This window comes from Sporocytophaga myxococcoides (genome assembly GCF_000775915.1).
In the GTDB taxonomy this organism is placed as follows: Bacteria; Bacteroidota; Bacteroidia; order Cytophagales; family Cytophagaceae; genus Sporocytophaga; species Sporocytophaga myxococcoides_A.
Genome location: NZ_BBLT01000001.1, coordinates 556,578 through 577,960, shown reverse-complemented (window position 1 = coordinate 577,960; position 21,383 = coordinate 556,578). Strand labels below are relative to the sequence as shown.

Annotated in this window: 18 protein-coding genes; 6 read left to right on the top strand and 12 right to left on the bottom strand. The window is 34.6% G+C overall.

The genetic code is table 11. The features are described from left to right. Positions 1–44 precede the first annotated feature (44 nt). The 8 genes from MYP_RS02340 to pseC form a co-directional block, all read right to left on the bottom strand. Entirely contained in the window at positions 45–797 is a 753-nt protein-coding gene (locus tag MYP_RS02340; protein WP_081990391.1) for a DUF5672 family protein, read from the bottom strand. Positions 798–801: 4 nt separating this feature from the next. After that, entirely contained in the window at positions 802–1,608 is an 807-nt protein-coding gene (locus tag MYP_RS02335; protein ID WP_045457903.1) for an FkbM family methyltransferase, read from the bottom strand. Further along, entirely contained in the window at positions 1,608–2,438 is an 831-nt protein-coding gene (locus MYP_RS02330) for a hypothetical protein (protein WP_156140259.1), read from the bottom strand. The genes MYP_RS02335 and MYP_RS02330 overlap by 1 nt, the downstream gene beginning before the upstream one ends. An 81-nt stretch (positions 2,439–2,519) precedes the next feature. Next, complete coding sequence (pseI, locus tag MYP_RS02325) at positions 2,520–3,566, bottom strand: pseudaminic acid synthase (protein ID WP_045457899.1); 1,047 nt, start codon at positions 3,564–3,566, stop codon at positions 2,520–2,522. Between the two features lie 126 nt (positions 3,567–3,692). Continuing rightward, positions 3,693–5,135, bottom strand: coding sequence for a UDP-2,4-diacetamido-2,4,6-trideoxy-beta-L-altropyranose hydrolase (gene pseG / locus MYP_RS02320; protein ID WP_045457896.1), 1,443 nt, complete (start codon positions 5,133–5,135; stop codon positions 3,693–3,695). A gap of 64 nt (positions 5,136–5,199) precedes the next feature. Beyond that, positions 5,200–5,925, bottom strand: a complete 726-nt coding sequence (locus MYP_RS02315) for a cytidylyltransferase domain-containing protein (protein ID WP_045457892.1) — start codon at positions 5,923–5,925, stop codon at positions 5,200–5,202. A gap of 124 nt (positions 5,926–6,049) precedes the next feature. Further along, positions 6,050–7,066 carry a UDP-N-acetylglucosamine 4,6-dehydratase (inverting) gene (pseB, locus tag MYP_RS02310; RefSeq protein WP_045459097.1) on the bottom strand — a complete coding sequence of 339 codons (1,017 nt, stop codon included), beginning with the start codon at positions 7,064–7,066 and terminating at the stop codon, positions 6,050–6,052. Positions 7,067–7,536: 470 nt separating this feature from the next. Continuing rightward, positions 7,537–8,679, bottom strand: coding sequence for a UDP-4-amino-4,6-dideoxy-N-acetyl-beta-L-altrosamine transaminase (gene pseC / locus MYP_RS02305; RefSeq protein WP_045457889.1), 1,143 nt, complete (start codon positions 8,677–8,679; stop codon positions 7,537–7,539). Positions 8,680–9,102: 423 nt separating this feature from the next. On the opposite strand from pseC, the gene MYP_RS02300 reads away from it, so the two are divergent. Then, complete coding sequence (locus MYP_RS02300; RefSeq protein WP_045457886.1) at positions 9,103–10,278, top strand: hypothetical protein; 1,176 nt, start codon at positions 9,103–9,105, stop codon at positions 10,276–10,278. A 1-nt stretch (position 10,279) separates the two neighbouring features. On the opposite strand, the gene MYP_RS02295 is transcribed toward MYP_RS02300, so the two are convergent. Further along, complete coding sequence (locus tag MYP_RS02295; protein WP_045457883.1) at positions 10,280–11,341, bottom strand: NAD-dependent epimerase/dehydratase family protein; 1,062 nt, start codon at positions 11,339–11,341, stop codon at positions 10,280–10,282. A gap of 738 nt (positions 11,342–12,079) precedes the next feature. Here MYP_RS02295 and pfkA point away from each other — a divergent pair. Further along, entirely contained in the window at positions 12,080–13,084 is a 1,005-nt protein-coding gene (pfkA, locus tag MYP_RS02290; protein ID WP_045457880.1) for a 6-phosphofructokinase, read from the top strand. A 41-nt stretch (positions 13,085–13,125) separates the two neighbouring features. On the opposite strand, the gene miaA is transcribed toward pfkA, so the two are convergent. Both miaA and MYP_RS02280 read right to left on the bottom strand, forming a co-directional pair. Further along, complete coding sequence (miaA, locus tag MYP_RS02285) at positions 13,126–14,070, bottom strand: tRNA (adenosine(37)-N6)-dimethylallyltransferase MiaA (protein WP_231569989.1); 945 nt, start codon at positions 14,068–14,070, stop codon at positions 13,126–13,128. Beyond that, positions 14,033–15,127 (bottom strand): glycosyltransferase, encoded by a 1,095-nt coding sequence (locus MYP_RS02280; protein ID WP_052429901.1) that lies wholly within the window; start codon positions 15,125–15,127, stop codon positions 14,033–14,035. The genes miaA and MYP_RS02280 overlap by 38 nt, the downstream gene beginning before the upstream one ends. Positions 15,128–15,461: 334 nt before the next feature. Here MYP_RS02280 and MYP_RS02275 point away from each other — a divergent pair, with 334 nt between their 5' ends. Genes MYP_RS02275 through MYP_RS02260 form a run of 4 tightly spaced genes read left to right on the top strand, consistent with a single transcriptional unit; the run spans position 15,462 to position 20,546 of the window. Then, the gene (locus MYP_RS02275) at positions 15,462–19,109 is read left to right on the top strand and encodes a PAS domain S-box protein (RefSeq protein WP_045457873.1); all 3,648 of its coding nucleotides are present in this window, start codon (positions 15,462–15,464) and stop codon (positions 19,107–19,109) included. A gap of 12 nt (positions 19,110–19,121) precedes the next feature. Beyond that, positions 19,122–19,499: a response regulator gene (locus MYP_RS02270; protein ID WP_045457869.1), complete on the top strand. Its 378-nt coding sequence runs from the start codon at positions 19,122–19,124 to the stop codon at positions 19,497–19,499. Positions 19,500–19,503: 4 nt separating this feature from the next. Further along, entirely contained in the window at positions 19,504–19,779 is a 276-nt protein-coding gene (locus tag MYP_RS02265; RefSeq protein WP_028982339.1) for a hypothetical protein, read from the top strand. Continuing rightward, a complete protein-coding gene (locus tag MYP_RS02260; RefSeq protein WP_045457864.1) occupies positions 19,776–20,546 on the top strand; it encodes an MBL fold metallo-hydrolase in 771 nt (256 codons plus the stop codon). Before MYP_RS02265 ends, MYP_RS02260 begins: the two co-directional genes overlap by 4 nt. Before the next feature lie 203 nt (positions 20,547–20,749). On the opposite strand, the gene MYP_RS02255 is transcribed toward MYP_RS02260, so the two are convergent. Next, the gene (locus MYP_RS02255; RefSeq protein ID WP_156140257.1) at positions 20,750–21,343 is read right to left on the bottom strand and encodes a hypothetical protein; all 594 of its coding nucleotides are present in this window, start codon (positions 21,341–21,343) and stop codon (positions 20,750–20,752) included. Positions 21,344–21,383: the final 40 nt, after the last annotated feature.

Sequence of the window (21,383 nt, the reverse complement as noted above, 5' to 3'; positions counted from 1 at the left end):
ACATTTTTAGATTGAGAATATTAATCCAAGTTTTGGCTATCAATTTAGTCTTTGATCTGATAGCCAAAACTTTCGATATAATCCTTCCAGAATTCAGGTTCATATTTTTCCCAAGCATGCACACCGAATGGCAAATTAGAATTGTTCATCCGGAAGGCTGCTGAAGGACGCTCTTCAAAAGCGAATTGAAGGGCTGTAGAAAAATCAGGGATTTTAAATGAAGGTAAAATTCTGGCAGCTACTGAGGTCCAAAAAAAATCTTCATTGTATTTCCAGAGATATGCAAGTGGAAACAACAGCCTTGCTCCTCTATAAAACTTACTTACTCTTCTCAATGAAAGGCCTCCATTCCCTACCCTATTAATCCATCTTCCAACGGGAAAATGTAGCTTTATTTCCAATTTCTTTATCCAATCGGGATCCATAAATGGAGCTCCAATATAGTCAAAGTCTTTTTTGCACCAATCTATTAAAGAATTATTGAACACAAAGGCATCCAACTGATAGATGAGCATATATTCATATGATAAAAATCTTTTATAAAATTCGCTCCCCAGTAGCAGGCGGTTATATCCTTTTATTCCCTTAAAATACTCTGATGGAAACCTCTCTATTTTAAGAGGAGTGTTTCCGGCTATTGAAAAATAATTGTTTAAGTCAAGCGATAAGGGAGCGACTAAAATGATATCATAATCTCCCAGTATTCTACATCCCTGCATAAAAGAAATTTTTTCTCCGTCCGAAAGTTCCTCTTTATATACAGGAATTATAACTACAATATTTTCTTTCCCAGTCAAAATTTTAATTTCTAAACCCAAAAATATTTAACTGCAGATCCATCTCACACATTGTATTAACATGCATATATGGTTGAGAGGAAGTAAATGCCTCTTGAATGTGATACCTGAAACCAGAATCAGAAAGAATCTTAAGAACTTCATCTAGCTTTTGGTTCTCTTTTTCCAATGAATGGTATTCAACAAAAATATTTTTAACACTCCGTAAGACATCTTTACAATCCTTCAGAACCTCATATTCTGCTCCCTCTATGTCAATTTTTAGAAAGTCTATAGCAGCTTTTGATTCAAGTAAATCCTTCAATCTGAAAGCATCTATTTTAGTAACATTATTAAATTCTCCTTCCTGAGAAATATGCCCAGACAAACCTCCCTGACTTTGGAAGATCAGTGGTTCACTATTCTTCCAGACAGCCTGCTGTCTTAGATCAACCTTGTCTAATTCCTGATTTTCAATGTTAGATTTTAAAAGTTTAAATATGGTCGGATCCGGTTCAAAACCTATTATCTCTGCATTAGGATATAGCCTCTTAAAGTAAAGAATACTTACGCCAATATTGGACCCACAGTCTATAATAAGAGGTTGGGATGAAATGGATTTAAACTCATAAATTTTTTTTATAAATATCTCTTCATACATTGACACAAAAGAAGAAGCATCACTAATATAAAATGGGGTTCCAAAAAATTTTATTTCAGTTGATTTATACCTGGCCTGAGCTTTCAACTTAAGTTTATCCAGAATAGATATTCCTTTTCCTTTGGTTAAATAAACCTGATTTCTAAAAATTATCTGAAGAATGGATTTCATTAAGCGTTAAAGTTTTTGTCAAATGTCTTTTTTTCAAAAGCATCTATGTAAGAATCTTTGGTACAATTAAATACTTTTGCTCCTATCTTTTTTGAATATGCTTCTAAAATATAATAAACATTAAAGGTTTTAAAACATGCATAGAAGTATTCACTGATAGGCATCTTTTCTTCGCTCTCTTGAGATCTGTATATTTTTGTCACCATAGGTTTCGTCTCATTCGAATAAAAATGAACATGATTCATGTACAAATGATTATCATCACTTACTCTAAGATTTTGTATCCAGGAATGTTCGGCACCAAATAGATAAACCTTTTTATACCCGGCATTAAGAGATAAAAATATACAAGCTCCCAGGACATTCTGGCAAAGAGGCATTCCTAAATTGCTTTTAAAAAGATAAAAGATGACTGACTTAAAACCTTTAACTATAGTGTAGTTATAATATATCAACTTAATTCTCGGATTCTGTTTTAATATTTGTCGAATAATCTTTGATTTCCTTGATATAAAAGGAATGTATAGGTTCATATCCCAATTGGTTTCAGTGCTCAACTTTTTAATAGTGCCTGAAACGTTTGGGTCTCTTTTCATTCCATATTCTGAGAAAAAATTAGGATCCAGAAAGACATAATTTTGCGGCTTTAACTCATCATATTCCTTAGACTGAGCAAAGTGGTTGACACAAAAAAGCGGGTGTTTTTTAAAGAACTCAAAGTTATCTTCGAATGATGTCTTTAAAGATGGTCCGTTGCCCAATATGATACAATTCTCACTTGTAGCTTTAGGATTTTTGATTCCAAACTTACTTAACAGCAATAACTTCATAATTGATATTACTGTATGATATATATTCAGTAACAGTTCTTCTGTATTCTCAAAAATCCTCTTTAAGAAAAAAATCATGATTTAACTTAATTGATCAAAACTCAGTGGTGTTCCTTTGGATAGATCTTTTCGAAATCGCATGCCTAAAACAGTTTCATAATGCTTAGTATGCATACCGAATCCAGGACGAATTGATTTGACATTTTCTTTACTCACCAATTCTCCTTCTTTAACATCTTTCACAATAAACAAAGACCGGGAGAACTCTTTGTTTTTTATAGACTTTGCAGAAAGATCATAATTCACAGTTCCTAAAGCCTTTTCAACTTCCCTGACAGCGTTCACCATCTCTGTAAATTGCACTGGATTTAGTGAAAATGAAGCATCAGGCCCTCCTAATGATTTATCCAATATAAAATGCTTCTCAATAATTTTAGCTCCAAGAGCTACTGAAGCCACTGGTACACCAATCCCTAGAGTATGATCTGAAAGGCCTGTAACAACGTTAAATGTTTCTTTCAGATTAGGAATTGTTCTTAGATTCATTTCTTCAGGCAAGGCTGGATAAGCAGAAGTACATTTTAGCAGGGCAATCTGATTATTTCCTGCATCTCTGCACGTTTTGACAGCTAACTCAATGTCTGCGAGAGTTGCAATACCTGTGGAAATAATAACAGGTTTGCCTTTGGATGCTACTAATTTTATTAATGGAATATCATTTATCTCAAAGCTTGCAATCTTATAAGCCGGAACATCAAACGTTTCCAAAAGATCTACTGCTGTTGAATCAAATGGAGAGGAGAAACAAATAAGACCACATTCTTCTGCCGTTTTCATTATAGCTTCAGTCCATTCCCAAGGCATGTATGCTTCCTGATATAATTTATGTAGCGTTGTTCCATCCCAGATTGTTCCCTGTTTTATCTGGAAATACTGATTGTCGCAATTTAGCGTAATCGTATCAGGCAAATAATGCTGAAGCTTTATTGCATCTGCCCCGGTATCTCTGGCAGCTTTAACCGTATCCAGTGCTACATTTAATTGTTGTCCATGATTTGCAGAAAGTTCTGCAATGATAAATACCGGAGAACTGTCACCTATTTCCTTATTTGCAATTTTTATCTCCATCAATTAAATGAGAACTAAGATTAAGTTAAAATAATTCTTTGTGAAAGCTAAATTACTAAAATCTTAACTACTTTATGGAAAAAATAAAAGAGGAGAGAGACGAAAGAAAAGATGAAGGGAGCTGCACTATTCCTTTTCAAAATAAAAATAGTCTTCATTACCTATCCTCTCCTGTCGAAGTTTTATGAATCCTAGTTTATTAAAAATGGAAAGGGAAGAAGTATTATGAATACTAACATAAGCCATAAATAATGAAGCATTTATATCTTTTCTAATCATTGCCATACTTTTATGCAGCATGATCTCTCCTATACCTTTGCCTCTTTCATCCCGATCTATTGAAAAGTTGATTAACCAGGTTTCATTTTCCTTCTTGTCGAATCTAACCTGCCCCAGCGCTTCTCCTTTGCTATTTTCAGCTATACAAAAAAAGTGATTTTCGCTTTTTATTTTACTGTTAAACCAGTTTAAATGGTCCTCCAGTTTAATATTTTCTTTATTAATTGAATTTTGCCTTACCTCTTTATCGTTTGCCCATTCAAAATAAGTCATGACATCTTTTTCTTCTGCACTTCGAATTGTAATTGATTCTTCAAGCAAAAGGCTATCAAATACTTGTTTTAATCTCAAAGGAGAATTTCCATCAAAATATTTTCTTTGATTTTTGACCATATCAAAATCAGGCTGGGAAAGCACATTTTGAAGATCTTTAAAATCGGCTGCGAGTCCTTTTTTTAATAGAAAATCATACATTAACTTTTGATTTTCTACTGTTTTGATTACAAGTAAAATTCCTCCTACAGATGAATATTCACAAGCAACTGTACTTGCTGAACAAACTGCAGCTTGAGAATCTTGCATCAGTTCGCACATCTTTTCTGCCGTAAGGTCATGATGTAGCTTGACTTTTGAATTAGTCTGATAAGAGTCCAATGTATTCCTATGAAGATAAGCACCTCCCAGTACAACATGTATTTTCTTAGCTGAGGCTACCTTATCCAACTTTTTCAGTACACCCAGAGTAATATTATCAGGATCCGCTCCTCCAAGATTTACAAAAATTGTATTTATATTGTCTATTTTTCGTTGGCTTTTAGAAGCGACAACAAAGGGTCTCCTCAACAAAGCATATTTGCTTCCTAAAAAAAATCTGGTATAAAATGGAGCCCGATAGTCAGCAGGAAAAATTCCTTCAGAGTGGTTAATGATCGCATCAGCGTCAAACCCCTGTTCATGGAGATCATCTATACAAACAAGCTTTGCCCCTTTCTTTCGTATTTTCCTGTGATAATTAATATCAAAATGATATCCATCCAGAACAACAATGTCTCCATTATTAATATAAGTCTCAGCAATTGCTTCGGCTTCTGCTGCATAATCCTTTGTTATTGGAAGCTTCTGCAAGCCATAACCGGCATTTAATATTAATAAGGAAATTTTATCAGAGGGATCCTGAATCAGAAACTGACAATTAAAATCAGCTTTCAGCATATCTGCCAAAGCTACTGATCTTATAATATGCCCTAAGCCAATATTTGAATCACCGTCTGCCCTGAAGTGAATGGTCATATAGTTCGAAAATTAGGTTGGGGGCAGCCTTTTATTGATAGTTTAGCTATGGCACGCTGATATTTCAAAGCTTCTTTTGTTCTATGTGAGCATTTATTTGCATCAGTTCAGGAAATTTTCTAAATAATTTTGTTATCTCCTTACCTGACAAAACATCTGCCGAATAATTTTTTATTAATTTATCAAGCAACAAAAAATCTTCAGGAGTATCAACTGTAATTCGGATATCCGAATTATCTTCTGAATCCACTACATCCAGAAAGTTGACTTTGCCTGATTTGTTCTGATTGATATAGGGAGTTACATGCTCCAGATCTGAAGTTGTCTGAGCATTCATAAAAGCATCTTTTAATAAAGAAAACGAAAATATTTCGAAATCAAATCCGCGGGGAAAGTACCTTTTTAATACATTGGACAGATATGTACTTTCATTACCTTCTTCCAAATATCTGTTTATTCCAGCACGAATAAGCTGTCCATCAATTAGAGGACAATCGCTGGTTACCCTTACAATCACATCCAGGCTGTTTTCCACAGCTGCGTTATAATACCGACTTAATACGTTATTTTCCGATCCCCTGTGATAGGGTATACAATTTTTTTTCGAAAATTCCACAACTGGATCATCAGTAACATTTTCTGTTGTGGCAATTATGACCGGGAGGCCGGTAGTGGCAAGTCTTTCAAGATGATAAAGAAGAAGGGACTTTCCATTTATTTCTTTAAGAATTTTCCCAGGCAGTCTGGTGCTGGTCATCCTCGCTTGAGTAACAATTCCAACCTTTTTCATTTGAAATAATGTCTGATCCTTTCAGTTATAATCCAGCTCTTCACCTAACATTAAAATCAGGTAAGTTCCGGCATTCTTCATAATACTTTTTTATAACTGTCATATCCCGTTTTTAGATCCAAAACTATACTGTAAAATTCGGATCCACGTGTTGACGAATCTGACCTCTGAGTTCTTCGACATTCAACCACCAGTTGTTATTTCCTGAACTGTATTTAAAACCTTGCTCAACCGGTTTTCCATTAAATGTCTTCATCCATTCATTTTCATCCCACAATGGAGTAGATGGTTTGATTACATAATATTTATCAAATTCAACAGTACTAAATGAATCTGTTTCTGTAATCATTTCTTCATGTATTTTTTCGCCTGGTCGGATACCTACAATTTTTTTCTCACATTCCGGTCCCACAGCTTCAGCAAGATCTGTTACTTTAAATGAAGGTAATTTAGGCACAAAAATTTCACCGCCCCAGGAATTTTCTAATGCATAAAGAACAAGATCCACTCCCTCTTCCAGAGATATATTGAAACGAGTCATATTAGGATCTGTGATCGGCAATAAGCCCTTCTTTTTTTGATTTAGAAAAAAAGGAACGACTGAACCTCTCGACCCAATTACATTTCCATATCTTACTACGGAAAATTTAATATCTCTGCTCCCTTTCATATTATTTGCTGCTACAAATAATTTATCAGAACATAATTTGGTAGCTCCGTATAGATTAATGGGCGCTGCTGCTTTATCTGTAGATAATGCAACAACCCTTTTTACTCCTTTATCCAAAGCTGCTTCTATTATATTTTCAGCGCCAAGAACGTTTGTTTTTATACATTCCATTGGATTATACTCTGCTGCCGGTACTTGTTTTAATGCAGCGGCATGTATAACTATATCTACACCTTCAAAAGCCCGCATCAACCTGTCTCTATCTCTTACATCCCCGATAAAATATCTTAAACATTTATATTTCTCTGTTGGAAATATCTGAGACATCTCAAACTGTTTTAACTCATCTCTGGAAAAAACTACCAGTCTTTTAATATTAGGATATTTTTTAAGCAGGATTTCGATAAATTTTTTCCCGAAAGAACCCGTACCTCCTGTTATCAAAATCGAGGCATTATTCAAATCTAACATGCTTGTATTTTTTATCTTATCAAACAAACTTACAAATTTTGATTAAAATTATTGCCTCATTCCTGATTTTAATAATTCCTGACTGCTGATCATTGCTAAATTATTCTGCATTCTCATTCCCCAATTCTGACGGACCACACCTAAAGTAAAAGATAAAGAATGCTTTCATTGACTACCAGTGCTCTAAATATCTTTAAGAAAAAAATATTAAACTCAGCATTATAACTAGAAGATGCTTCAAACTAATACAACTAATAGAAATAAATCAGACAAACAACTGATTCCTAATCAAATACTTTTATTAAAAATCAAAACAATCAGGTACGGACCATTTGAAAAGTTGTGAGATGGAGATATTTAGTCTCAGCAAATATGTTTAAAATGCTAATGTTAACAAGTCAAAACTAAAAAGAATATTTGAAAACGAAGATTCAACTGGAGAATCCATTTATATGAAGTATTGAGGTTAACTACTTAACATATTCAGTCACAGCATCGATGACTCTTTGTTGTTCTTCTTTCGTCAAAGTAGGATACATCGGGATGCTCAGGCATTTTTCATAATAATTTTCTGCAATTGGCATAGCTCCTTTTTTCCATCCTAAACTTTGATAATATGGCATTGTATGAACAGGAATATAATGAACCTGACAAAAGATATTTTTAGTACGAAGATAATCATACAATCCCTTTCTGTCTTCAATCTGAATCACATAAAGATGATAGGCATGCCCCTTATCATTAATAGGAGTAATTAAATTAAGATTTTTAAATGCTCTTTCATACTCGGAAGCAATTTCTTTTCTCCTGGCTAACCCTAAACCGGCCCTGGATAATTGGGAAACTCCCAGAGCTGCCTGTATATCTGATAAGCGATAGTTATATCCAAGTTCAGTCATTTCATAATACCATCCTCCATCAACTTTTGACATTTGAGATGGATTTTTAGTTATGCCATGAGTTCTTAGTAATAATATCTTCTCATACAAATCTTTTCGGTTTGTTGTAATCATTCCTCCTTCTCCTGTTGCAATATGTTTTACAGGATGAAATGAAAAGATTGCTAAATCGGCAAAATTACCATTTCCACAGTTTTGCTGGATTCCTTTGCTATCCGTAAAAAATCCACCCGGAGCGTGACAGGCATCCTCAATGATCCAAAGGTTATATTTATCGGCAATATATTTTAATGATTCAAGATTTACTGCTGCTCCTGCGAAATCTACAGGTATAATTCCTTTATATTTATCCGGAGACTTCTTTAATTTGTCTTCAATCTTATTCAAATCGAGTAAGTAACTCTTTGAATCAATATCCGAAAAATCCACATCTCCTCCGCAATATTTCACACAATTGGCAGAAGCTGCAAAAGTAATGGGTGTTGTTAAAACCTTATCCCCCTCTTTCACACCTAAAGCCATTGTACAAAGATGCAAGGCTGCTGTTCCGTTTGCAACTGCGATTGCATATTTAACGCCTATATATTCAGCGAACTTCTTTTCAAATTCTTCAATACTTGGTCCCTGAGTTAAAAAATCAGATTTAAGGACCTTTGTTACTGCTGCGATGTCTTCCTCTGTTATATGTTGTCTTCCGTATGGGATATTATTCATTGCTAAAGAAATTCTCTTTTTAGGGATTCAAAAGAAATATGTATGAAAATAAATTTTGACCAATCACTTGCAATTAACTTAATTTAATCTTCTGTCTGAATTTCCAACATAAAGCTATTCTATATTAGTTCAGAAATAAATTTAGGTCTGAACAGAAAGAGCTACAGACTGATTGGTACTTTTTCCTTATCAAACAAACTTACAAATTTTGATTAAAATTATAGCTCAATTCATGATTTTAATAATTCTCTTTCTGATATCAAATTAAACAGTTTACTTATTTCTCTATTTCTGCCTGGATTGCAATAAAAGTGAAATAGTAAAGAACTTTCATTGACCTCCATTACTTCTATTCATTGAAATAAAAGTATTAACTTTACATCAATCTCTGATGGTAATTTCCAAAAGTAAATTAAATTAATAATGCCTAATAATTATAAAAAAGAGAAGTGGGTAACAATTGTAAACAGGCATTATCCACCTAATCCTGGAATAACTGGCGAATCTGCCTGGGATCTAAGCAAATACCTTATAGAGAAATATAATATTCAGGTACAAATAATTCATGTGCTTCGAAATGATGATGGCGGGGGAGCTGTGAGACGTCCGATTGGGAAAACAATTTCAGTACCCACTTTATACAAAGGTAAAAATGAAAGTCTCAAATCCCTTGCGGGCTTTCTTGACGGATTATTTCTGATTATAAAAACCCTTTTTGTAAAAAAAGGACCTGTGATTTGTATGACCAGCCCACCTCTCCTTCCTTTTTGGGCATCCATCTTCTTTGGATTATTTCGCATCAGGTGGTATTTCTGGTCGATGGATTTATTCCCTGAAGCTTTTGTAGCAAATGGAAAAATAAACAACAATTCTCTGCTTTACAGGATCATCAAATCCATTACTTATCGAAACAAACCAGAACTACTTATTTCATTAGGCCCTAAACAGGCGGAACATATTTTAGAAAATTACAAAACGAATCCACCTACAACAATTTTACCTTGCGGGGTATTCACAGACTACGAAAAAGACACACGAATTCCGGAATGGAAAGAGAATGACGGGAAAATATACTTTGGATATTGTGGTAATCTGGGTGCCCCTCATTCTCATGAATTCCTCAAAATATTTATAGACTCCTTCAATCCGGATATTCAACATTTAGTACTTGCCGTGTATGGTCCTAAGGCTAATGATATCCTGGAATATGCAAAAGGTAAACCAGGAATTACACTCCTTAAAAACGTTCCAAGAAGTCAACTTCACTATATAGACATCCACCTTGTAAGTTTACTTCCTCAATTTAATCATATTGCCGTTCCGTCAAAAGCAATTAGTTCTATATGTACCGGTGGAACTGTTTTATTTTATGGAAATGAGGAAGCCGATACTTGGTTCATGCTTCAGAATGCATCCTGGCTCATTGATATCAATAAAAGTTTAAAAAATCAATTGGACACATTTACTAAAAATATTTCCAGAGAGCAGGTAGAAAATAAGAAAAAACAATCTGCCGTACTTGCTGACCAATTACATACGATGGAAATATCATCATATGAAGTAATAGCGGATTATATAATCCGCTATTACCAAAAATAATCTAAACTCTACTTTTCAAACCATTGAAAATTTCTTCTAAGGTAGTCGTGAGATCATATTTATAATTCCAGCCAGGATAATGATTTTTAAATTTTGTTAAATCACTTATATACCAGATATGATCGCCAACACGAGAGTTTTCAGAATATGAATAATTCATTTTCTTCCCTGTAATTTCTTCACAAACCAGAATAGCTTCTTTCATGGAGCAATTGGCAAATCTCCCTCCTCCTGCATTGTATACTTCACCCTGACGAGGAGCTTGATAAAAATGCCAGAACATATTAATCAAATCATAGCTATGTATATTATCTCTGACTTGCTTTCCCTTATAGCCAAAGATAGTATAATGTTCTCCTGTAATTGCACATTTCATCAAATAAGAAAGAAAACCATGTAATTGTGTACCTGAATGGTTTGGCCCTGTAAGACATCCCCCTCTGAATACGCCGGTTTTCAGTCCAAAATATCTACCATATTCCTGTACCAATATATCTGCGGCTACTTTAGACGCTCCAAAAACCGAATGAGTAGACTGATCAATAGTCATATGTTCATCTATTCCATTTTTGAAGTATGCATGATCTTCACTTATTTCCCACCTGTTTTCTAATTCCACTAAAGGAAGAAAATTAGGTGTATCTCCATATACCTTATTGGTGGAAGTAAAAACAAAAACGGCTTCATCACAATACTTCCTGGTCATTTCCAGCATATTCAAAGTACCATTGGCATTTACTGTAAAATCAGTAAATGGCTCTTTAGCAGCCCAATCATGACTTGGTTGAGCAGCAGTGTGCAAAACAAGTTTGATATCCTTGCCATATTGAGAGAATAGCTTATCTAATTCTGACTGATTTCTGATATCAAGAGCGTGGTGAATATAATTTTTATAAGAAGATTCGAGTCTTTGCCTATTCCAATCTGTTGAAGCATTTTTTCCGAAAAAATACTGCCTCATGTCATTGTCTACACCTAATATCAAATCAAACTTATCACTAAAAAAACCTACTGCTTCACTTCCTATCAATCCGGCCGAGCCAGTAATCACCGCTATATTCATATTCGTATTCTATTTGCTATTTCTTTTAGTGTTCTGCATATGTGTTTAGAAGGAAGAACACGTTTTTTTTATAATACATTAGATCCCAAGTTATTAGTATTTTTAAATGAATCAAACAATCAATACTATATAACCTTTTAACATCTTATGATTAGTCCTGCCAAATCAATTAAAGCTCTGATATTTCATAACCAGATAATTCTGATTTACACGATCAGGAACCTTATTACAACAAAAAATCAATTTATTTTATCTCGAAATATAATATATATTTTGCATTTTAATCACAGTTTAAAGTTGTTTTAGTCATTAAACGCCAATTAGCAAAAAGTATAAATAAAACCCATATAAAATAATTCTCAATTAAAAAATCTATAAAACAAAACTCTCAAAGTTACTTTTTATCAATTCATTCACTATTGAAGTATCCTTACTTTTCAATTTTAGAAAGATTTTGAAGCTGGTTATAAAACTTCTATAGCGCAAACAACCTTTGTCGAAAAATAAACTTCAAAAGAAAAACATACTTAAATCCATAAAATCACTCACTTATCTTATTTTTTATGAATAGCTTGATTTTTCAATTTTATTTAAACACATTCGTTTAGGCTTAAAAATTAAACCTTATGTATATATAATTGTGATGAAATTTCAGATTTATCGATTGTTATATTACAAGGATTTTAAAAACATAAAATTTTTTCTTAAAATTGACCCAGAAAATATAGGTTATAAAGTATGAAGAGAATTGCGGTTTTCACTTCCGGTGGTGATGCACCAGGTATGAACGCTTGTATAAGAGCTGTAGTTAGGTCAGCGCATTACTTTGGTTTAGAAGTATATGGAATTTTGAAAGGTTATGACGGAATGATTCATGGTAACCTTATCGAAATGGATGACAGATCGGTAAGTAACATCATTCAAAGAGGTGGAACGATCTTAAAGTCAGCCAGAAGTGAGGAATTCAGAACTATGGAGGGAAGAAAGAAAGCCTACGAAAATATTAAAAAATTTGGAATTGACGGATTAGTTGGGATTGGAGGAAACGGAACATTTACCGGTGCTGAAGTTTTTTACAATGAATTTCAGATACCTTGCGTTGGAGCTCCTGGAACAATAGATAACGACCTTTATGGTACGGATTTCACTATTGGTTATGATACTGCAGTAAATACTGCTCTTTCAGCAATAGACAGAATCCGAGATACAGCGGATGCTCATGAAAGAATATTTTTTATTGAAGTAATGGGTCGCGATACTGGCTATATTGCTGTAAGATCTGCTATTGCAGGTGGAGCTGAAATGTCTGTAATGCCTGAAAGTAAAAACTCTATTAAAGAAGTAATCCAAAAATTAAAACACGGAACAAGCCAGTCTAAATCTTCTCACATTATTATAGTTGCAGAAGGGCATGAAGTAGGAAGAGCTCAAAGTATCGCTGATAAAGTGAAAAAAGAACTTCCGGAACTTGACGCTAAGGTAACTACTTTAGGCCATGTACAAAGAGGAGGAGCTCCTACAGCTGCAGACAGAGTACTTGCCAGCAGATTAGGACTTGGCGCTGTTGAAGGTTTAATAAAGGGTAAAACGAATGTGATGGCTGGTGTAATCAACAGAACATTGTGTTATACACCATTCAAAGATACAATTACGAAGAAAAAGCCAATTAATAAAGAGCTAATCCGTATTGTTGAGATATTGAACGGTAGAAAATACCACAACATTGAAAGAGAAATTTTATAATAAAAAAAGCCCCCGACGTGTCGGGGGCTTTTTTGTTGACTTTAAGCTTTCCGCCTTTCGCTTTCAGCTTTAATAAAATTAATAATCTCAGCTTTCTGGACCGGATTAAACCAGTGATATTCTTTATCCTTTTTAAACCAGGTTAACTGACGTTTTGCATACCTCCTGGAATTCCGCTTCAACAAACGAATCATTTCTTCACGATCATACACTCCATCTAAAAAATCAAAAACCTCTTTATATCCCACCGTTTGTAATGCATTCGTATTTTTATATTGGATTAATGCCTTCACCTCCGCTTCCAGTCCGGCTTCCAGCATTAGATCCATCCGTCGATTTATCCTTTCATATAATTCTTCTCTTGGCCGCTCAAGAGCAATTTTGATGATGTGAAAATTTCTTGATGTTTTTTCATTTTTTCTGTAAAAAGAAAATGGAACTCCTGTAGTTCTGATTACTTCAAGAGCTCTGAGAATTCTTTGGTGATTTGCTTTATCTACCTGCTCGTAGTAAACGGGATCAGAAATTTTCAATTCTTCCAAAAAAGGCGAGAGTCCTTTATCATTGAATTCTGAAACCAGCTTATTTCTCGTCTCCTCCTCCACCTCCGGCATTTCGTCAAATCCTTCACAAACAGCCTTTATATATAACCCCGAACCACCTGTAAGAATTAATAAATCTTTTTCAATAAACAAATGATCAATTAACCTCAAAGCTTCCTCTGAATATAATCCTGCATTGAATGGCTCTGCAATGGAATGACTATCAATAAAATAATGCGTAACGCCTTGCATCTCAGCAGTGGTAGGTTTAGCTGTTCCAATGTTCATTTCTTTGAAGAACTGTCTTGAATCAGCTGATATCACCGGAACTCCAAAATGCTGTGCCAGTTCAACACAAAGATCAGTTTTACCTACTGCCGTCGGGCCTGCAATTACGATCAGATATTTACCTTCCACTTTCAACCCTATTATAAAAATCAGCAAGCACTTCTGATTCTTTTTCCCAATTGAAAACTTTTCTTGCTTTCAAAGCATTCTGCTTAATTTCATTATAAAGTTCCGGCTCGTTAAGCAATCTATTGAAAGCGTTTACTATTTCTTCATGTTTAAGGTCTACCAGTAAAGCAAAGGAATATTCGTCATTTAAATGTTTGTATTCCGGAAAATTTATAGTTACCTGCGGTATTCCAGCCATCATGTAATCAAAAAATTTATTAGCAAGTGAATAATAGTAACTAGCTCCTTTATTTTCCAATAGCAACACACCTGCATATGCTCCACGAATAATTTCTTTTAACTTTTCCGGTTCCACATAGCCTAAAAATTTTACTTTATCATCCAGATTCATATCCTTTGTTTTAGCCTTCATCTTCTCTAACATTTCACCATCTCCACAGATATAAAGACTGCAATTGATTTCAGGCATTGCATTGAGCATTTGTTCTATTCCTCTTCCTTCATTTACTGCTCCTGCATATACGATATATTTTTCTTTTGATGTTTCAGGCTCAAGAGGCATGTAAAAAGGAAGATTTCTGATCAAGGAAAAACCAACCCCGGGATACCTTTCTTCAAAAATTCTCTTCACCCCTTCACTCACTGTATATGAATACTTTACTCTTGGCACTATATAACTTTCGAGCTTCAGCCACATAGACTTTACAACAGGTCTTCTGACAACTTCAATTACCTCAGTAAATAACTCATGGGCGTCATACACCAAAGGCTTATTTTTTATCTTCGAAACAACATAACAGGGAAGAATTGTATCGAGATCTATAGCACAGATTATATCCGCCTTTCTGAACATAAGGAATAATAAGAGACGAAAATTATACTCCAGATAAAAAAGCTTTCCGTTTTCAAAAAAACAATTAAGCCTCTTTTGTTCAAACAGTTCCTGTTTCAACCTTATAGATTTCTTTCTTTTCCTGCCTACCAGTAGAACAGAATGCCCGGCTTTAGCCAAAGTGGCTGAAATCCTTTGCATTCTTTGATCATAGGAAAGATCGTTTGTTACCGTAAAAATAATTCTGGCCATTGCCTATTTTTTTTGCAAATTAAACCGGGATTAATCATTTAAAAAAATATCATTGTTAATCAATTCATTTAGAATTCACAATAAATTATTCATTATAATGATTAACAGGATTTTTCAATGGTTCATGATTATTTGACTTAAAAATTGTAACCTAATTCTTGTAAGATAAATTAAATGAAAATTATTTTTTAAGGAGTTCAAAATTATTTTTTAAGGAGTTCACGAAAAACATTCTAAAAACCAACCTATTACAAACAAGGGCTTTTTAGCGTAAAAAGATTTTATAGATCAAATTGATTATATTTGTTTAAGTCCATTTATCCTCTGAGTATCCATGGAATTAGAAAATAAATCGAGAGAAGAATTAGCTGCGGAGATCCTGAAGCTTCAGGATAAAATTAATTTAATTGAAAGACAATCAGAAAAAAAATTACCAGAGATTGACCTGAATTTTCGTAATGCCCTGGAAAAAATTACCCTATTCGCTCTTACAATCAATCAGGATGGGAAAATTGCTTATTGCAACCAGACATTTGCTGACTTTCTTGGTTTTTCCAAAGAAGCACTTCTAGGAAAGGAATGGACTAGTATTATTCATAAAGGTAAAGGCCAGGAAGATAGGGGAATTTTCAGTCTTATTGAAAATGGCCAGCTTTTTAATAACATCAAGAGAAAAATCATAGCCAAAGATGGACAGGTTAGAACAGTGAGATTTCAGGTTTTGATTCAAAATAATACGGATGGAAAGCTTTCTGAAACTACCCTCGTGGGGGAAGATGTAACAGAAAAAAAGAGGGTTATAAAAGCATTAAAGGAAAGTAATGAGCAACTTCATGATCTTTTTGAAAATGCCAATGATCTTATTCAGGTATTTTCTCTTGAAGGCGATATTATTTTTGTAAACAATGCATGGAAGAATACCCTTGGTTATGTAGACGACGATATTACCAATCTTAATTTCAAAGAAATTGTCCACAAAGACTACCAGCAAGCTACTTTTGATCATTTACAAAAAATATTAAGCGGAGAAAAAGGAGACAAAATCGAAACTGTTTTCACTACAAAAGCTGGTAAATCTATTCATGTAATAGGTAGCGTAAACGTTCGATACGAGAAGGAAAAGCCTATAGCATTCAGAGGTATTTTCCACGACAATACTGAAAGAATAAGAGCTGAAAGAGGAGTTACTCTTTATTACAAAATTGCCAATCTTACAATAAGCAGCAACAACCTTGAATCTCTCCTATACAATATCCATCAGGAACTTAAGACTATCATAGCAGTAAACAACTTCCACGTTGCGCTTTATGACAAGGATAAAAACTATCTTAATTTTCCTTACTATGTTGATGAAAATTTCGGAGATAGAATCACTACTCAAAAAAGGATTGTAGGAAAAGGTTTAACTGAATATTCTCTGTTTAACGACAAACCTACATTTCTTTATGAGGAAGACATTCACGAACTGGCAGCTTCGGGAAAAGTAGAATTAATGGGTCCAGTACCCAAAATTTGGTTGGGAGTTCCTTTGCGACTGGAAAACCGGACCATTGGAGTCATTGCAGTAAAAAGTCATAGTGACAGAAATAAATTCAAGAGAAGACATCTGGATCTTCTCGACTTTATATCAGGCCAGATTGCAATTGCAATTGAAAGGAAGAGAAATGAAGAAAAGATTCTTGAACAAACTGCCAGATTAAATTCAATTTTTGAAAGTAGTTCTCACCTTATATGGTCCGTTAACAGACAAAGAGGCCTTACCTCATTCAACAGAAACTATGCTGAAGCTATAAAGAGAAAATTTGGTTCTTACCCTGAATTGGACCAAGCTTCTGAAAAGCCTAAAATATTAATGCTTTCGGATGAGATTTATCATGATTTTGTCAATGCAAGATATAAAGAAGCATTTGAAGGCAAACAACAGCATTTTGAAGCCCGCACAATCATTGATGGAAGGGAAACATGGAGAGAAACCTTCCTGAATCCCATATTTCTTCCTGATGGAAGAATAGAAGAAGTTTCAGGTATTTCACATGATATTACAGAAAAGAAACATTGGGAAATTGCACTGCAGGAAAGTGAGGAAAAGTTCCGTAATATATTTGAATCCTTTCAGGACATTTATTACAGAACAGACGTTCATGGCAGAATCAATATGGTAAGTCCGTCAGGATGTGAATTAAGCGGGTACAGCCAGGATCAGATCATTGGGAGACACATAACAGAGTTCTACGTTAGTCCTAAAAAACAAACAGCGCTTGTAAAACAATTGCTACGTACCGGAACGATCAGAAACTACGAAAACAACCTGGTGCTCAAAGACGGAACTGTAATTCAATCCATTTCGAATATCAGGCTTATCTATAACAAAGAAGGCAAGCCTATTGCGGTAGATGGTGTAGCCAGAGATATTACATATCTGAAAAAGGCTTCAGAAGAATTACTTAAAGCCAAGGAAATTGCCGAAAGGTCACTGAAAGTAAAAGAAAGTTTCCTTGCCAACATGAGTCATGAAATCAGGACACCAATGAATGGAATCATTGGGGTGATTGATCTATTATTTGATTCCCATCTTAATGAAGAACAAAGAAAGTATGTTCAGACCATTAAGAAGTCTTCAGAAACACTTCTGACCATTCTGAATGACATACTTGACCTTTCGAAAATTGAAGCAGGTAAGATGCAGCTTCGTCTGACTTCAGTTTCTATAGAGTCTACTGTTGAAAAATTATTTTCATTATTCTATCAGCAGGCAGCTTCCAAAAAAATTGATTTTGCCTATACTATTGACGATAATATTCCCAAATATATCCTTGCAGATGAAATAAGGTTATTACAGATCATGTCTAACCTTACCAGTAATTCAATCAAATTTACAGATCATGGAAGTGTAAATATCGAATTAGTGCTTGACGAGAAAAAAGGAAGTACTTACAGGATTAAAGTATTGATAAAAGATACAGGAATTGGTATTTCTGAGGAAAATAAGAAAAAGTTATTCGAATCTTTCAGTCAGGTAGATACATCATCCACCAAAGCCTATGCAGGTACAGGTTTAGGGTTGGCTATATCTAAAGAGCTTTCCAAAATGATGAATGGACAGATTGGAGTGGAATCTGAGCTAGGCCTGGGTAGTACCTTCTGGTTTACATTCGAAGCCCAGGAGAGTAAACGGGTATCGCCCAAAGCTAGTCTTTCAGAGAACCTGTCAGAGACCAAATCATACTCTGACAATCCATTAAATGTGCTGCTGGTAGATGATAATCAAATTAATCAGTTTGTGGCCAATGAGATACTGAAGAAAGCTGGCTGCAAAGTGGATATAGCCGAAAATGGCATTGAGGCAATTGAAAAAGTAAAGTCAAATTCCTACGACCTGATTTTCATGGACATCCAGATGCCCCAGATGGATGGGGTAACAGCGACAAAGGAAATACGAAAGCTGAATCTTGCAAAAACACCTCCCATCATCGCCATGACTGCCTATTCCATGAAGGAAGATAGGGAGAAGTTTATAAAAGACGGAATGGACGATTATCTGTCCAAACCTATAAAACCAGAAAATCTAATCGGCAAACTGAGAGAATGGAGCAAGTCTGAGACAAAATCAGTTACAAATGTCAGTCAGGAAACATTAAAGACCAACAATGCAATTCTTAATCAGGAGGTTTTGGAAAAACTGAAAGCTTTTGCCGATTCCGCCACTTTGTTTACCATTTATAATGACTTTGAAACAGAGGCTATTGAGCAAATAGAGGCATGTAAAAATTCTTTTAAAACAGAAGATATTAAGAATATTTTAAATAATTTGCATACCTTAAAAGGGACATCCGGCACCCTCGGAATTGCAAAGGTAGAGGAGCTGGCAAGAGAAATAGAGGGAAGACTAAAACAAAACAATTTGACAAATCTGGAAGAAGGTCTGAATGAATTAGAAGCCGCCTTTCAAGAATTCAGAGATTATTACAAAAATATTTTTTAAAGAATAGAGATTATGAGCACTTACAAGAAAGTTCTTATTGCCGAGGACAGTTCGGTCATTCAAAACCTGACCAAAAAAATCCTGGAATTTCAGAATTACAAAATTTCAAGCGTAAAAAACGGAAAAGACGTATTAAAAGCTGTTGAATCAGAGAATTACGACATAATTTTGATGGATATAAACATGCCACTTATGGATGGTATGACTTGCGCTAAAGAAATCAGGAAAAACCCTGATGCTATAAAAGCAAAAGTGCCGATTGTGGCTATAACAGGGAATGCTAAAAACTATAGTGATAAAGATTTTGTTGATGCCGGAATAAATGAGTATCTTCAGAAACCACTCGATTTCGACAAACTGGTCGAAACCGTGAAAAAATGGACTTTATAAAACGATGCAAATAAAATACACCAATCAGTTTTTAAATAAACTGGAAGATATTTTCGCAGAGTCAGAATATATGCTCAGATATGAAAAGGGCAATTTTCATTCTGGTTATTGCATTCTGAAAGACACCAAAGTAGCGGTTGTCAACAAATATTTTCCGGTTGAAGGTAAAATCAACTGCTTAATTGAAATCCTTCGTTCTATTAAGCTTGATGTATCAAGATTGAGTGAAAAAAACAAAAAGTTTTATCTGGAAATCAATCAAACTGAATTATCCCTTTGATCATTTCATTTCTGGGTACCGGTACATCTCAGGGCATACCTGTAATTGGCTGCGATTGCGAGGTATGCTCTTCTCTTGATTTCAGAGACAAAAGATTCAGATCTTCAATTCATATTCAAACGGAGGATCAAAGCATTGTAGTAGATACCGGCCCGGATTTCAGAACACAGGCTTTAAGACAAAGAATAAAGAAACTGGATGCAGTTTTAATAACCCACGCACATAAAGACCATACAGCAGGTCTTGACGATATCAGGGCTTACAATTACTTTCAGAAAAGGGACATGCCGGTATATGGCAGAATGGCCACTCTGGAGCAGTTGAAAAAGGAATTTTCTTATGCCTTCACCGAATTTAAATACCCGGGTGTACCTGAATTAACGCTTATTGAAATAGAAAATAAACCATTCAGCATCGGGAAAACAGAAATTATGCCAATAGAGGTAATGCATTACAAAATGCCAGTCTTTGGTTTTCGAATAAAGGACTTTACTTATATTACCGATGCTAATTATATTTCCGATCCGGAACTTGAAAAAGTAAAGGGGACCAAGGTTTTAATTCTGAATGCTCTTCAGAAACAGGAACATATATCCCACTTTAACCTTGAGCAGGCTTTACAAGTAGTTGCTAAAATAAGACCTCAAAAAGCATACTTTACTCATATAGCCCATAAAATGGGATTACACAAAAGTGTAGAGAGTGAACTGCCAGCAAATGTTCATTTAGCTTATGACGGATTGGATATTGATATGAGCTTATTTTAAAGCATTAGCCTCCTCACAAAATCAGTTAAAAAGAAAGCGGTAACAGTTTAAGCATTAGAAAAACAATTACACATAAAAAAAGCTGCCTTTTTACAGGCAGCTCATATATTTAAATAACGTTTAGCTATTTAAGATATTCGAAGGTTTCCAGTCTCCACTTTTCTTTCTCTCTCTCTCATACCTTCTATTAATACAACCGCTTCCTATAATGATTTGTTCATTTTAGAACATGATTCACCATGAAGTACTTCATTCTTAATTTCCTCAGGAGCTTCACTTACTTTTTTTCTTCCAGGGCAACAAGTGCGTACTTCCGCATCTGCTGAGTCCTGACTTTGAAGATATTGATAAAATCCTGGGGGAATAAATGCGGTTTCAGGATATATATATCCTTTTTGCAGGTACGAAGAGTCTCGCTGAGCATAATAAACCTCCAAACCAATCCAATCTTCCCACCTTATAGGGTTTTCATCACCTTCAGGATATCTGTGAGGATTACTTCCCCCCAGGTAATCGTTGAATCTGTTATATTCATAATCCATATTTTCATAAATTACATGGTTCCCGAAAGAGTTAAGCTTAAGAGTATTTTGCTCTGAGGTTATTTTTTCATCTTCAAACCACTCATGAAAATAACTAGGGCTATGGTGTCCTGAATTCTGATTATCAGCAGAGCTTACTTTCTGACCAGGCAAAGAAGATGTTGTAAACTGCTGATGCCCACCTATTTCCTCATAAGCACAAGAGGATAACATTCCTCCTATCAGAAGGAATAACAGGTTTTTTATTTTTCTCATATAATTCTCTCCTTTCACATACACATCCATAAAAAGAACT